Genomic DNA, 13,909 nt, shown 5'->3' with positions numbered 1-13,909 from the left:
ATGCTCGGTCGGGTTCAGGTGCTCCCCCCTGCAGACTCTGGCGAATCAGGACTCTGCTCAGTAGAGCAAGGGCTGCGGGCTTTAGCAATTTTGGGTTCGCCCAGTTCATAGTTTCACGCTCGCTTGGAGGAGGTTTTTATGCTTGCCTTTCTCTCGAAAATTGCTAGAGCAGTTATCCGCGTGTTCACGCCTGCCAAGTCTGATCTGGTTGAAGTAGGTTACCAGTCCATTACCGATGATGTCTATCGCGCCAAAGGCTCAGCTCGCTATGCTGGGGAGCTGTAGGGCACAGTGCGAGAGCGGGTCAGGTTTTGGCACTTCAACCCTCGGGAGCAGAGCTTCAAAAGTTGGTTCGTCAGGTGGCTGTTCTACTCTCCCCGTCAATTGAGCAGAGGGGGGTGAGCTCAGAACAATCGCTCAGAACAATCGAATAAGTGAAGAGACAGCTAAGTTTGGATGCAGGTGACGTGCATGGGGGTGGGTGGTTTCCCCTCCACTCAAGTTTTGTCGGTTCAGTGGCGGTGCCGGTGGGGTTGCCGCCACTTCTTGTTGGCTGCGAGCTGCTTGCCGCTTCTCTGCGAAAATGGCAAGGACGCTTGCAACAGATGCTTGAACGCCCTGTTTTCCTCTGTGTTGCCCTCCCTCGTGGTCTATCCCGTCACGCTAGGTGATTTGGAGCCCGTGGCGGAGGTTCTCGCCCAGGTCTTTTACCCGCCCTTGGGTCTGCAGCGCTGGCTCCACCCGATTCACAAGTTGGGCATCCGCGAGGATTTGCGCCTCAAGCTGGCGGCCAGGGATCCGCACTACTGCTGCCTGGCGGCTGCGGTGGGATGCGAGGTGGTGGCCACTGCCGAGATCTCCTTGTGGGCGATGGCCCATGGGAAGTATCCCTATCTGGCCAACTTGGCGGTGTTGCCCCCTTGGCGGCGGCGCGGGATCGCGCGGCAGCTTTTGCTCAGCGCCGAAGGAGTGGTGCAAGGTTGGGGCTATCACCAGTTGTATCTGCACGTGGTGGAAGACAATCTGGCCGCCCGGCAGCTCTACGCCCAACTGCGCTACACTCCCATCCAGCGCACCTCTCAACTTTGGCATTGGCTGGGGATCCCACCCCAGCTTTTGCTCTGCAAGTGGCTGCCGTGAAGTTATGTAAACTAGAGCTAGAAAGCTGGAGAGGTGTTGCAGTGGTTATCGAGGAAGGGGGCAGGAGCTGGCGCTGGTTGGGCCTTGTGGGGTTGTTTACGGCTTTGCTGGTGAGCTGGGCAGGGGTTCAGCCCGCTTTGGCCCAGTGGGGCACCACCCCCCTGCCGCAGATCGGGGCGCCGGCGCCGGAATTTGAGCTGCCGGATCAGTCGGGCCAGGTGCGGCGGCTGGCGGATTTTCGCGGCAAGTGGGTGGTGCTCTACTTCTATCCCCGCGACTTCACTGCCGGGTGTACCATCGAGGCGCGCCGCTTCCAGCAGGATCTGCCCAAGTTTCGGACGCTGGGAGCGGAGATTGTGGGCGTGAGCGCCGACTCGGTGGACTCGCACCGACGGTTTTGCTCGGCAGAGGGGCTGCAATTTCCTCTGCTTTCGGATCCTGAGGGCACGGTTAGCCGCGCCTACGGCTCCTGGACGGGGGAGATGGCCCTGCGCAACACTTTTTTGATCGATCCTGAGGGGATCCTGCGGGCCATCGACCCGATTGTCAACCCCTCTCGGCACAGTGCCGAGGTCTTGGCCCAACTGCAAGAGCTCGCCCAGGCTGGCTAGTCCTGGGGGCCAAAGGTCTGCTCGAACTCCTGCAGCAGCTCGTCGATCTCCTCCAAGGCTTGATTGACATCGACCCGCAAGCTGCCCAGGTCTGGCTTTTCCAAAAGCTTGACCAAGGTGGGCCGGCGCTCGCGAATGCGCTTGATGCGCTCTTTGAAGGCGGCAATTGCAGCTGTGTCCATGGCTAGAGAGATTATTTCAACTCCTCCAGACTATCGCTTTCCCACCCGGATTGTCGCCCACCGCGGGGATCACACCCACGCCGAGGAGAATACCCTGGCCGCTTTTGCGGCGGCCATCGAAGGCGGGGCCGACGGGATCGAGCTGGACGTGCGCCGCAGCCGCGACGGGATCCCGCTGGTTTTTCACGATGCCGAGCTGGAGGGGCAGCCGCTGGCGGCGCTCACTTGGGCGGAGATCCGCGCCCGCAAGCCCACGATCCCCAGCTTGGAAGAAGCGCTGCTCCACGTCAGGGGCAGGATTGCCCTCGATATCGAGCTGAAAGAGGCGGGCTACGAAGAACAGATCCTCGCCCTCATCGGCAAGCTCTTGACCCCTGCAGAGTGTGTGATCACCTCTTTTTTGCCCCAGGTGGCGCAACGGGTGAAAGCCCTTCTGGGAGGGGCTGCCCCCCAGGTTGGCCTGTTGGTGGAGGCGCAGCCGGAGGGAGAGAAGGGATCCCTCTTGACCTACTGCCGCGAGGTGGGAGCGGATTTTCTCGCCCCCCATTACTCTTGGCTGGACCTGCCGTTTTTGGCGGCGGCGGCCCAAGCCAGGATCCCGCTCTACGTCTGGACGGTCAACGATCCGGAGATCATGGCCTTCTGTTTGCGCCCGTCTGGGGAGGAGCCGCCGGTGCGGGGGCTGATCACCGACCACCCTCAGTTGGCGCTGCAAATTCGCCGCCAGCTCTGGCAGGCCGCAGAAGACTAAACCATGGGCACAAATTGCACTGGGAAGGCCCCCTTTTGCACCACCCCCTCCGGGGTTTTGTGGAGGATCAGCAAGGATTGGAATCCCTGGCTTTCGCCCACCGGCACCACCAGGGTACCTCCCACCGCCAGTTGATCCAGCAGCAGCGTCGGCAGGGTTGGGGGGGCTGCCGTCACCACGATGGCGTCGTAGGGGGCGTGTTCCGGCCAACCCTGATAGCCATCTCCCTGGCGCACCTCCACGTTGCGGTAGCCCAAGGAGGCCAGGGTTTGCTGAGCGCGGGCGGCCAAGGGAGCCAGCCGCTCCAGGCTATATACTTGCCGGGCCAGCTCGGCCAAAATGGCCGCCTGATAGCCGGATCCGGTGCCGATTTCCAGCACCACCGACTCAGGGGTGAGGCGGGCCGCCTCAGTCATAAAGGCGACAATATAGGGCTGAGAAATCGTCTGGCCGTAGCCAATGGGCAGCGGGCAATCCCTGTAGGCGCGCTCCCGCAGCTCCGGGGGAACGAAAAGGTGGCGCGGCACCTTGCGCATTGCCTCCAGCACCCGGGGATCGCGGATCCCTCGCTGCAAGATCTGCTCCCTCACCATCCGCTCCCGTTGGCCAGCCCAGGGATCCATGCCACTATCGCCGGCACAGGACTGAGGAGCGCCCAACTCGGCAGCCGGGATCCCAGCCAAGGAGTCAGAAGTCCTCTTAAAAAGAGACGAGAACAACTTTACCATTGGCGCACAACCTCCAAAGCTAACAGCTTGCCGGGATTTTCCGGGAACGCTGCGCCGTCACTTGGGATCCCTCAACTCGATCCTGGCCTACTTTCCAAAAGACTTCCAGCTTTAATCAGGCTTTTTCCCCTACCCCTTCCCGCAAGGGGATGGAAACTCCTCTTGTGCACGACTTAGCCGCAAGGATCTACCGGCTACAGCTAGCCCTTAGCAAGGTGGGGCCGTGGGGTGGTTTAGCGGTGTCTGTCAAACCAGCGCATCAGCATCGCCGCTAGGCGCTCAGGGTTGTGACGCACCAAGCCGGTCTCAGGATCCTCTTGCATGACGTTGGCCAGAACTGCCCGGCAACCTAGGTAGGCCAGCTTATCCGGATCCAGCACCACAAACTCAGAGCCATTGCGGCGGTAATGCTCCAAGGCGCGGAGAGAAGGGGGCTCCCGCTGTACCAGGACACCATCGAACAAGCGCACGCCCGCCACCCGATCCAGGGCCATGACGTGATCCCCAACGGTGTAGCCGTCGGTTTCCCCTGGCTCGGTCATAATGTTGCACACGTAGATGTGGGGCGCCATGTTCTTGGCCAGAGCTTCCACAATCTCCGGGATCAACAGGTTAGGGATGATGCTGGTGTAGAGGCTACCCGGCCCCAGCACCACAAACTCTGCCGCCTCGATGGCCTCGATCGCCTCGGGCAAGGCAGGAGGGTTGGGCGGGTCGCAGCCAATGCGGCAAATGCGCCCCCTGGCTTTAGCGATGTTGGACTCGCCCACCACGCGGCGGCCATCGCTCAACTCCGCCCAGAGGGTGACGTCCGCCAGGGTGGCCGGCAGCACCCGTCCCTGAATGGCCAAGACCTGCGAGGTGGCGGTGATGGCCCGAATCAGGTCGCCCCCGGTTACGGCGGTGAGGGCGGTGATGAACAGGTTGCCGAAGCTGTGCCCGCTCAGACCTTCCCCAGCCTGGAAGCGGTATTGAAACAGCTCCGTGAGCAGCTTTTCTTCGTTGGCCAAGGCGGTGAGACAGTTGCGGATATCTCCAGGGGGCAACACGCCGATCTCCCGCCGCAAGCGCCCTGAGGAGCCGCCGTCATCGGCCACGGTGACAATGGCGGTGATGTTGGAGCTGTAGTGCTTCAACCCCCGCAGCAGGTTGGAAAGGCCGGTGCCGCCCCCCAGCACCACGATGCGAGGGCCACGACTCAGACGTCGCCGCGACAGGAGCTTATCCACCAGCGCCTCGTCTCCTTCTGGGATCAGCACATCTTCGATGGAGCGCATGGCGCTGCGAAAGCCCAGCACCACCATCACCAAGCCGATCCCGGTCACCAAGGGGCCGCTGATGTTGTTGGGGATCCAGGTGGTGATCAGGCGCAGGGTGATGTCGATTAATCGCTTGAGGCGAAAGATGGGGGTCAGCTCTGTCCAGATGGCGATGCCCAGCACCATCAGCAGCACGCCCCCCACGGCTAGGGTGAGCCAGCGCTTGACCGCCAGACCAGGGAAGAGCCATTTCCAGCCATTTCCCGGCCAAGTGGCCTGGCGACGGCGAGGCCCCCACACAGTGGACTTGTTGCTGGGCGCGGGCTTAGTCATGGGGAGGTGCAGGAACGCCGGCCAAAGGGATCCTAACCTGTTGCTGTTCTACGCCAGCGGCAGGGGGTGGCGGGCCAAAGCGGGCCTCCAGCTCCCGCTGCGAATCCAGCAAATGGCGGTGCTGCACCTGGATGTTCAGGGCAGGCAGGGCAGGGTTGTCGGTGGGGACAGCCCAGGGCCGCAGATCTTCAGCCAGGCGCTCCACCAGAGCCACAGAGCGGTGTTGCCCGCCGGTGCAGCCGATGGCCACGGTCAGGTGAGGCCGTCGTTCTGCTCGGTAGTGGGGCCAGAACGCCTGCACCAGAGAAAAGATCTGCCGGTAGGTGGATTGGGTAACTGGATCCGCAAAGAGGAACTCCTGCAGAGGCGGATCCTGGCCGGTCAAGTGGCGCAGATGGGGCTGAAAGAAGGGATTGGGCAAAAAGCGCACGTCGAACAGCAAGTTGGCATCGGGGGGGGCACCGTACTTGAAGCCGAAGCTGACCAGCCTCAGGTTGAGCGGCTGTGGGATCCCGTGGACCAGGGCTTGTAATTGCTGCCGCAGTTGCTGGCTGTTCAGCTCAGACGTATCCAGGAGGTGGGTGCAGCGCTCCCGCACGGGGGCCAGATCGCGCACTTCCTGCTCAATGGCCTCCAACAGGCCAAGGCCAGGGCGGTGAGGGTGGGGGCGGCGGTGGGCGCTGAGACGGTTGAGCAATACCAGGGGACGAGCCTCCAGAAAGAGGAAAGGGATCCCTTGCGCTTGCCGCCAGCGGTCAAAGGCAAGGAACTGCTCCCGATATTCCGGGGTGTGGAGGTTTAGGCTCACCGCTAGAGCAGGGTGGCGAGGCCGGATTGCCTCGATTAAATAAACGGCCTGGTCAGGCGGGATCCCTTCCAAGCCGGTGTAGCCCAGTTGTTCCAATTGCTGGATGGCCAGGGTTTTCCCGGATCCCGTCAGCCCGGCAATAACGAGAACAGGCGAGGTCGCGGCGGTCGGTCTAGTCGCTTGATCGTCCATGCAGCCTATTCTAGGGCGAGGGGGAGCCGAAAAACCGGATGCCAGGCGCTCAAGTCTGGGAGGCTGTTGCGGCTTCTCTGTCCGTTTTCTCCGCCGGCCCCGGGAGGGGGGCGCTGGGGCAGAGATCGGCCAGAAAACACTGTTCGCAAAGGGGCTTGCGGGCGGTGCAAATGGCCCGCCCATGCTCGATCAGGCGAATGGACCAATTTTCCCAGTCGGCTTGCGGCAACAACTGCATCAGATCCCGCTCGATGCGCACGGGATCCTCGTGCTCGGTGAGGCCGAGGCGACGGCTGAGGCGCTTGACGTGGGTATCGACAGTCACGCCAGCGTTGATGCCAAAGGCATGGGCCAGGACCACATTGGCCGTCTTGCGGGCCACCCCCGGCAGAGTGAGCAGCTCCGGCATGGTGCGGGGCACCTGGCCGCCGAAGTCCGTCACGATCTTGCGGCAGGCCTCTTGGATGTGTTTAGCCTTGTTGCGGTAGAAGCCGGTGGGACGGATCAGGGCCTCGATCTCCTCCCGCGGCGCCGCCGCCAGCGCCTGGGCATCGGGAAAGCGGCAAAACAGCTCCGGCGTAACTTGGTTGACTCGCTCGTCGGTGCACTGTGCAGACAAAATGGTGGCCACCAGCAGTTGCAGCGGCGTTTCGTAGTGGAGGGCACAGGTAGAGTTGGGGTAATGGCGCTTCAGCCGGATCAGGATCTCCAAAGCCCGCTGGCGCAAAGCCCGCTTGCCGCTCATCTGCAACTAGCCCGACCCGGTGACGATGGCAAGGGTGTCCTTGAAGATCAGCACTACCCCCAGCCCCAGCAGCAGCACCAAGCCCGTCTGCATCACCCGTTCCTCCAGTTCTTTGGGCAGCCGCTTGCCGCGGATCGCTTCCAAGATCAAAAAGGCGATGTGTCCCCCATCCAAGGCGGGCAGGGGCAACAGGTTGAGAATAGCCAGGTTAATGCTGATCAAGGCGGTGAAATTAAACAAGCTGGCAGCATCGTCCCGCGCCAGATCCGCGCCGAGCTTGACAATCCCCACCGGGCCGGATACCTGGGTGGCGGTGTTTTGGAAGTTCTGCAGGAGCTGCTGCAGGCCACTGAGGTTCATCATCACCAAGCGCTGGTAGGCGTTCCCGGCTTCGGCAAAGATCTCTGCCGGGCTCTGAGCCGGGCGCAGTGTCACCTCTTGGTTGGGGGCCAGGTTGACCCCAATGGCCACCACCTCTCCCCGCATCTCGGGAGTCACCGTGATCTCCAGAATGGGATCCCCCTCCCCTCGCTGCACCTGCAGGGGGACGGGCCGGTTTTGACTGCGGCGGATCAACGCCTGAAAATCATTGAGAGCTGCCAAGGCCGAGGCCTCGTCGGCAACCGTGCTGTAATCGTGGTCGGCTGCCCGCAACACCACATCTTCCGCCTGCAAGCCGGCCCGCTCCGCCGGGCTATCCGGCATCACCTGGGCGATGAGAATGCCGGGATGGATGCGCGTCACCGATGGGATCCCCAGCGTGGCAAACATCAGCACCAGCACCAGATAGGCGAAGGCCAGGTTGGCCATCACCCCCGCGCTCATCACCACCAGGCGATCCGCGACAGGGCGATTCTTCAGCAGATCCGGGTCGTCGGGCGGGTAGGGAGAGCGCTCGTCATCGTCGGGAAAGCCCACGTAGCCCCCCAACGGCAGGGCGCGAATGGCGTACTCCGTCTCCTTGCCCTGGTAGCGCCACAGCACCGGGCCAAATCCCAGCGAAAAGCGGTTGACGTGGATCCCTTGGAGTTTGGCTGCGGCGAAGTGTCCCGCCTCATGCACCAGGATCAGCAGGGCGAGAATGGCGATGGAGAGGAGAACAGGCATGGGCTGGCTTGAAGGAGAGAAGGAAAAAAAGAGCAAGAGGCAGAGAGCCACAGCGACGGCTGCACCTGCCGCCTTAAGGAACCAAGATAACAGACCAGAAGCGGCAGAGCCCTCAGAACACTTGTTCTACTTCCAGGATGTCGGGAATGCTCTCCCGCAACTTGCGCTCGATGCCCATTTTTAAGGTCAGGGTGGAGCTGGGGCAGGCGCCACAGGCCCCCTGTAGGCGCAGCTTCACCACCGGGCCGTCGATTTCCACCAGCTCTACGTTGCCGCCATCGGCTTGCAGGTAGGGGCGCAGCTCGTTGAGGACTTTTTCCACATTTTCGGCCGTTAGTTCCAGTGCTTGTGCCATAGTTGCTTCCAGCTCTGCTGAGACCTTGCCTGGGATGTCGAGATGTTGATTGTAGCGATTTCTCGCCAGACCCCTCAAGCCAGGGAGGGATCGCCCTTCTTCAGCATAGTCTCCTTCTTTCGGGGTGGGGGATGAGATCCCTCTCTTCAGCCAGAAGACTAGAATAGGACTCAGATTTGCCTGTTGCGAGCAGCAGACCCAAGCCTATTCTGAGCAGGGGCGCTTTCTTCGCCATGTTAGATGTCTTACTGATTGTGATCTTCATGTTGGCCGGGGCGGGTCTTGGATTCTACGGCCTGGATCTGCTCCCTCCTGCCGCCATTCAGGGGGCCAATGTGGAGGGGGCGCGCGTGGTTACCAGCGGCTTTGGTGTCCTAGCGGGTTTGGCTTTTGGATCCTTGGTGCGCTGGGGCTACCGCCGCTTCGAGGCCAATGTACGCTCGCTGCCGCCGGATGTGTTGATCAGCCGCTCGGTGGGGTTGGTGATCGGCCTGGTGATTGCCAACTTGGCCATGGCTCCTGTCTATTTGTTGCCCCTGCCTCAGCAGCTCAATAGCTTTATCGAGCCGCTGGCCTCCGTCTTTTTTAGCTTGTCCTTTGCCTACTTGGGGGTGAGTTTGGCCGATACCCATGGCCCTGCGCTCTTGCGCCTGTTCAACCCCAACTACGCCCTGCAGGCGGCCGCAGAGGGCAGTGTGGTGGCGGCCAGCCCCAAGGTTTTGGACACCAGCTCCATCATCGACGGGCGCGTGGCCCAGTTGATCGAGACAGGCTTTTTGGAGGGAACGCTGGTGATCCCTCGCTTTGTTATCGCGGAGCTGCAAACCATCGCCGACAAAGCCGATCCGCAAAAACGGGAGCGAGGCCGCAGAGGGGTGGTTACGCTGCAAGCCCTGCGCCAGGCCTATCCCGACCGCTTTGTGATTCACGAAGCCAACTACCCGGATCTGGCCACCGTGGACGAGAAGCTGGTGCGCCTGGCCCAGAATGTGGGGGGAACGCTGGTGACCACCGATTACAACCTGAAGAAGGTGGCCACACTGCAGGGGATCAAGGTGCTCAACGTGAACGAGCTGGCCGAAGCCTTGCGGCCCATCTACATTGCCGGCGACAGCTTCGATATCAAGATCACCCGCGAAGGGAAGGAGCCGGGCCAGGGGGTTGGCTATCTGGAGGATGGCACGATGGTGGTGGTGGAAGAGGGACAGCGCTCTCTGGGCAAGACTCGCTCGGTTGTGGTGACCAGCGCCATTCAAACCTCGGCGGGCCGGATGCTCTTCGCCCGCCTCAACAAGGACTCCAGCCCAGCTTCCTCTGCGAAAACCTGAGGCTTCAGGCCGAAGAGCTTTGTTTTCCCGACGCAATGATGGCCTCTCCCCCAATGGGCGTCCTCCAACCGGATCTGATTTTCTACACCCAGGATCGCCAGCAGCGTTTCTGGAGTTTTTATTGGGAGGGTGCTGAGAACTACGCCATCTACCCGCAGCAGATCCTGAGCGGACAGCAAAGCTGGGAGGTGGCCAATGCGGAGGAGTACGAAGCCAAGCTCAGGCAGGTGTTTGCGAGCGGGGATCCCTTGCAGCATCAGTGTCAGGTGATTTCTCCCCGCTACAAGTTGCACTTGCATCTTTGCCTCAACCCGGTGCGGGACATGGAGGGGGAGGTGGTGGCCGTGTCGGTAGTGGGCAAGGTGTTGGGGGCGACGCCTTTCAACTTGGCCGGCGGAGCCGGCAGCCCCCCTGCCCAGCGCCATCCCCTCCTGACCGAGCCGGTGCCGGGGATCACGGCGCAGTTGCTGCGCAACATCGGCCACTCCCTCGGCATCCGCGAGCTGTGCCAGCAGACGGTGGAGCAGTTGGGCCAGTTGTTCGGGGCGGATCGCTGCCTGCTGGCCCTCTACGAAATGGGGCAGGACTCCCTCACAGTCAATGCTGAGTACCGCCGCAACCCGGGGGATCCCTCGCTGTTGAACCAGACCTTGCGTCTGGCGGATCACCCGCCTCTGCTGCAAGCCCTTCGTCAAGAAGAGCCGGTGGTGATGGGACGCCATCTGGCCATCGCCATGTCTTACCGGGGCTATGCCAACAGCCTGCTCTGGCTGGAAGTGTTGCCCCCCAACGAAGCCCCCCTCTGGCAGGCCGGCCACCTTCAGGTGCTGCAGAGCATCGCCACCTACCTGGGCACCGCCATTGCCCACGCCATTTTGCTGAATCAAAGTCGCCAACTGGCCACTCGCCTGCAGTTGGCCAACCAGACACTGCGCCAGAAAAACAAAGAGCTGGAGCAGGCCCGCGCCCAAGCAGAATCGGCCAACCAACTGAAAAGTCAATTCTTGGCCAATACTTCCCATGAGCTGCGCACCCCTCTCAACGGGATCATCGGCTTTATTAGGCTGGTGCTGGACGGGATGGCCGAAAGCCGAGAAGAGGAGCTGGACTTTTTGCAGGAGGCCTACCGCTCGGCCCTGCACCTGTTGGCCTTGATCAACGACGTGCTGGACATCGCCAAGATCGAGGCGGGCAAAATGCAGTTGCAGTTTGAGCCCTGCGACCTGCGCGCCTTGTTCAAGGATGTGGAGGCCAAAACCGGCCTGCAGGCCAAACAGAAGGGATTGCAACTTAGCTTCCACCTGCCCCCCACGCCGGATCGGATTTGGCTGTACGGAGATTACCAACGCCTGCTGCAGGTGATGCTCAATCTGGTGGGCAATGCCATCAAGTTCACCCCCAAAGGCTCGGTGACGGTACGAGCCGACCTCCTTCCCGGCGACCCGGGGATGGCCCGCATCCGCGTCATCGATACCGGGATCGGCGTGTCGCTGGAAAAGCAGCAGAAGCTGTTTCAGGCCTTCACCCAGGTGGATGGCTCCACCACCCGCCAGTACGGCGGCACCGGCTTGGGCCTAGCCATCAGCCAACGGCTGGTGGAGGCAATGGGGGGAGAGATCAACTTCTATAGCCTGGGCGAAGGGCTGGGATCCACCGTCACTTTTACCGTGCCCCTCTACCGCCAGCCGCTCCCAGGGGGGGAGGCGAGCCCAGCTCAAGAAGGCCCCCCAGAGGCTACGAATCCCAACCTAATGCCCTATCCGGCCCAGTGCTGATCCACCGATGCCCTATCCCCGCAAACGGTTTGGCCAGCATTGGCTTAAGGATCCCGCGGTTCATGAGGCGATTGTGCGGGCCGCCCAGTTGCCGCCTCCTCAGAGGGATCCTGCGTGGGTTCTGGAGATCGGCCCCGGCACCGGGCAGTTGACGCAGCGGTTGCTGGCCCAGGGCGTACATGTGGTGGCGGTAGAGATCGATCGGGATCTGTGTCGGCTGCTGCAAAAGCGCTTCGCCGACCAACCCCGCTTTCACTTGGTGGAAGGAGATTTTCTTCGCCTGCCGCTGCCGCCTCAGCCCCGCCTGCTGGTGGCCAATATCCCCTATAACCTCACTGGCCCAATTTTGGAGAAAGTGTTGGGATCCCCGGCCCAGCCGGTGAGGCAGTTTGAGCGCATCGTCTTGATGGTGCAAAAAGAGCTGGCCGAGCGCCTGCAGGCCGGCCCTGGCAGCAAAGCCTACGGCGCTCTGAGTGTACGGGTGCGCTACTTGGCCGAGTGCGAGCTCATCTGCCGCGTGCCCCCCAGCGCCTTCCGGCCTCCTCCCCAAGTGGAATCGGCAGTGGTTCGCCTCACTCCCCGCCCCGCCCCCACCCCCGCCCGCGATCCCCGCTGGTTCTCCCAACTGGTTTGCCAGGGCTTCTCCGCCCGCCGCAAGCAACTTGTCAATGCTCTGGGAGGCCTCGTGGATCGCCAAACCGTGGCCGCCGCTCTGGCTCAGCTCCGCCTCAGCCCCACGGCCCGTGCCGAAGAGCTGGATCTGCCCGATTGGCTGGCCCTGAGCGATCTGCTGCTGGAGCAGACACCTAGGATGGCTGCCGTTTCCGGCGAGGGAAAACCGCGGTAGGGTGAGAGGAAGTCCTCAAGGGTTTTTCACCAGACCCCAAAACAACCTATGCTCAACAACCAAGGCAGACAGATCCTTGTAACTGGCGGTACCGGTGGGCTCGGGTTGGGAGTAACCCCCGTGCTCCTGGACACAGGGGCAGAGTTGACCTTGACCTACCGCCAAGAGGAGGAGTTGGCTGTTTTGCGGCAGCGCCTGCCGGCCAATAGCCTGGATCAGGTGCGCTTTGTGCAGGTGGATTTGCTGAACGAAGCCGCTGTGGCACGGCTCATCGACGATCTGCCCCGCGTCGATGGTTTGGTGCACCTGGTGGGCGGCTTTGCCATGGGCCCCACTCACGAGTACAGCCTAGAAGATTGGCGGCGCGATTTTGACCTCAACCTCACCACCACCTTCCTGGCCTGTAAGCACAGCCTGCGCAAGATGTGGCAACAGGGTTATGGACGGATCGTGACGGTGGCCTCCCGAGGGGCGGTAGAGCCGGGATCCCAACTGGCCGCCTACTGTGCTTCCAAAGCGGGGGTGGTGGCCCTGACCCGCACCATTGCCGCCGAAACCAAAGGCACCGACATCACCGCCAACGTCATCCTGCCCAGCATCATCGACACGCCGGCCAACCGGGCTGCCATGGGCTCCGAGCAGGCGGAGCTGTGGGTAAAGCCCGAGTCGATCGGGCAGGTGATCGCCTTTTTGGTCTCGGAAGCGGCGCGGGATCTGAGAGGGGCGGCGATCCCGGTGTACGGCAATGTCTGAGCTGCTTGGTTGACCGCGCCCCCAGACGGCCTTCATGATACGAGGGTAGAGGCTTATTTTCGTGCCGTTTTCCTATGCTGAAGCGATGGTTCTTGGGGGGCTGGCGTCAGCAAATTGGCCGCATTGAGGTAACAGGGGTGATCGATGGCAGAACCCGAGAGCGGGTTCTCAAAGCCTTGCAAGAGGTGGAAGAAAGACAGATCCCTGCCGTGGTGTTGCGCATCGACAGCCCCGGTGGGACAGTGGCAGACTCCCAGGAAATCTACAATGCCCTCTCGCGTCTGCGGGAACGCAAGGGCACGCGCATTGTGGCCAGCTTTGGCAACATCGCTGCCTCTGGAGGGGTTTACATTGCCATGGGAGCCGAGAAAATTGTCAGCAACCCCGGCACCATCACCGGCAGCATCGGCGTCATTATCCGCGGCAACAATCTCGAACGGCTGCTGGACAAGATAGGGATTTCCTTTAAGGTCATCAAGTCCGGCCCCTACAAGGATATCCTTTCCTTTGACCGCGAGCTGACCCCAGAAGAGCGCAACATCCTCCAAGAGTTGATCGACATCACCTACGGCCAATTTGTGCAAACCGTTGCTGCCGCTCGCCGGCTAAGCGTGAATGTGGTCAAAACCTTTGCCGATGGCCGCATTTTCAGCGGCGAACAAGCTCTGCACCTGGGCGTGGTGGATCGCCTGGGCACAGAAGAGGATGCCCGCCTCTGGGCCGCGGAGCTGTCAGGGTTGCCGCCCGATGCGAAGTTCTGCGATCTGCTCCCACGGCGCAGGGGTTGGGCCCGCTTGCTACCGGCGGCAGAGGCATTGGCGCGTCTGCAATTTGAGGTAAGCACCTCAGGCCTGCCCCTGTGGCTCTACACCGGTTCTTGAGAGACGGCCTCCACAACTGTGAGGATTGGTTCTCCCGCCCCCAACCCTTATGCCGGCATAAGAGAGCAGTTGGGAAGCAAAGCCAGAAGCCGCTTTGCCACCTGCTCCTGGCCG

Annotated in this window: 16 protein-coding genes; 9 read left to right on the top strand and 7 right to left on the bottom strand. The window is 61.9% G+C overall.

Annotated features, from left to right (window positions below; translation table 11 throughout):
- Positions 1-138 precede the first annotated feature (138 nt).
- The 3 genes from NW846_RS06170 (at position 139) to NW846_RS06160 (ending at position 1,751) form a co-directional block, all read left to right on the top strand.
- Positions 139-285: a hypothetical protein gene (locus tag NW846_RS06170; protein ID WP_414347689.1), complete on the top strand. Its 147-nt coding sequence runs from the start codon at positions 139-141 to the stop codon at positions 283-285.
- Between the two features lie 324 nt (positions 286-609).
- Positions 610-1,140, top strand: coding sequence for a GNAT family N-acetyltransferase (locus NW846_RS06165; RefSeq protein WP_414347692.1), 531 nt, complete (start codon positions 610-612; stop codon positions 1,138-1,140).
- Positions 1,141-1,181: 41 nt separating this feature from the next.
- Complete coding sequence (locus NW846_RS06160) at positions 1,182-1,751, top strand: peroxiredoxin (RefSeq protein ID WP_369781487.1); 570 nt, start codon at positions 1,182-1,184, stop codon at positions 1,749-1,751.
- Here the strand turns inward: NW846_RS06160 and NW846_RS06155 are convergent.
- Positions 1,748-1,933 carry a hypothetical protein gene (locus NW846_RS06155; protein ID WP_011429792.1) on the bottom strand — a complete coding sequence of 62 codons (186 nt, stop codon included), beginning with the start codon at positions 1,931-1,933 and terminating at the stop codon, positions 1,748-1,750. The genes NW846_RS06160 and NW846_RS06155 overlap by 4 nt on opposite strands.
- Here NW846_RS06155 and NW846_RS06150 point away from each other — a divergent pair.
- On the top strand, positions 1,932-2,684 hold the full coding sequence (locus NW846_RS06150) for a glycerophosphodiester phosphodiesterase (protein ID WP_414347697.1): 753 nt from the start codon (positions 1,932-1,934) through the stop codon (positions 2,682-2,684). The two genes, NW846_RS06155 and NW846_RS06150, sit on opposite strands and share 2 nt — an antisense overlap.
- On the opposite strand, the gene NW846_RS06145 is transcribed toward NW846_RS06150, so the two are convergent.
- The 6 genes from NW846_RS06145 to NW846_RS06120 all read right to left on the bottom strand — a co-directional run bounded on the left by NW846_RS06145 (position 2,681) and on the right by NW846_RS06120 (position 8,211).
- Positions 2,681-3,412, bottom strand: a complete 732-nt coding sequence (locus NW846_RS06145) for a protein-L-isoaspartate(D-aspartate) O-methyltransferase (protein ID WP_083759154.1) — start codon at positions 3,410-3,412, stop codon at positions 2,681-2,683. The genes NW846_RS06150 and NW846_RS06145 overlap by 4 nt on opposite strands.
- Before the next feature lie 233 nt (positions 3,413-3,645).
- Entirely contained in the window at positions 3,646-5,004 is a 1,359-nt protein-coding gene (locus NW846_RS06140) for a gluconeogenesis factor YvcK family protein (RefSeq protein ID WP_011429795.1), read from the bottom strand.
- On the bottom strand, positions 4,997-6,004 hold the full coding sequence (gene rapZ / locus NW846_RS06135) for an RNase adapter RapZ (RefSeq protein WP_011429796.1): 1,008 nt from the start codon (positions 6,002-6,004) through the stop codon (positions 4,997-4,999). The genes NW846_RS06140 and rapZ overlap by 8 nt, the downstream gene beginning before the upstream one ends.
- Positions 6,005-6,053: 49 nt before the next feature.
- Positions 6,054-6,749 (bottom strand): endonuclease III, encoded by a 696-nt coding sequence (gene nth, locus NW846_RS06130; RefSeq protein WP_099812305.1) that lies wholly within the window; start codon positions 6,747-6,749, stop codon positions 6,054-6,056.
- Positions 6,750-6,755: 6 nt separating this feature from the next.
- Entirely contained in the window at positions 6,756-7,856 is a 1,101-nt protein-coding gene (gene rseP, locus NW846_RS06125) for an RIP metalloprotease RseP (protein WP_011429798.1), read from the bottom strand.
- 112 nt (positions 7,857-7,968) lie between these two features.
- The gene (locus NW846_RS06120) at positions 7,969-8,211 is read right to left on the bottom strand and encodes a NifU family protein (RefSeq protein ID WP_011429799.1); all 243 of its coding nucleotides are present in this window, start codon (positions 8,209-8,211) and stop codon (positions 7,969-7,971) included.
- 233 nt (positions 8,212-8,444) lie between these two features.
- On the opposite strand from NW846_RS06120, the gene NW846_RS06115 reads away from it, so the two are divergent.
- The 5 genes from NW846_RS06115 to sppA all read left to right on the top strand — a co-directional run bounded on the left by NW846_RS06115 (position 8,445) and on the right by sppA (position 13,795).
- Complete coding sequence (locus tag NW846_RS06115; RefSeq protein ID WP_414515567.1) at positions 8,445-9,539, top strand: PIN/TRAM domain-containing protein; 1,095 nt, start codon at positions 8,445-8,447, stop codon at positions 9,537-9,539.
- A gap of 53 nt (positions 9,540-9,592) precedes the next feature.
- On the top strand, positions 9,593-11,314 hold the full coding sequence (locus NW846_RS06110) for a sensor histidine kinase (protein ID WP_414347025.1): 1,722 nt from the start codon (positions 9,593-9,595) through the stop codon (positions 11,312-11,314).
- A gap of 7 nt (positions 11,315-11,321) precedes the next feature.
- The gene (gene rsmA, locus NW846_RS06105) at positions 11,322-12,161 is read left to right on the top strand and encodes a 16S rRNA (adenine(1518)-N(6)/adenine(1519)-N(6))-dimethyltransferase RsmA (RefSeq protein WP_011429802.1); all 840 of its coding nucleotides are present in this window, start codon (positions 11,322-11,324) and stop codon (positions 12,159-12,161) included.
- Positions 12,162-12,281: 120 nt separating this feature from the next.
- Positions 12,282-12,914 carry a 3-oxoacyl-ACP reductase FabG gene (gene fabG / locus NW846_RS06100; protein ID WP_240527266.1) on the top strand — a complete coding sequence of 211 codons (633 nt, stop codon included), beginning with the start codon at positions 12,282-12,284 and terminating at the stop codon, positions 12,912-12,914.
- Positions 12,915-12,988: 74 nt separating this feature from the next.
- Positions 12,989-13,795, top strand: coding sequence for a signal peptide peptidase SppA (gene sppA / locus NW846_RS06095; protein WP_011429804.1), 807 nt, complete (start codon positions 12,989-12,991; stop codon positions 13,793-13,795).
- Positions 13,796-13,909 lie beyond the last annotated feature (114 nt).

The organism is Synechococcus sp. W60.3 (genome assembly GCF_047502615.1).
Taxonomy (GTDB): domain Bacteria; phylum Cyanobacteriota; class Cyanobacteriia; order Thermostichales; family Thermostichaceae; genus Thermostichus.
Note: the sequence above shows the minus strand (reverse complement) of the source record. Positions and strands in the feature narration are given on the sequence as shown.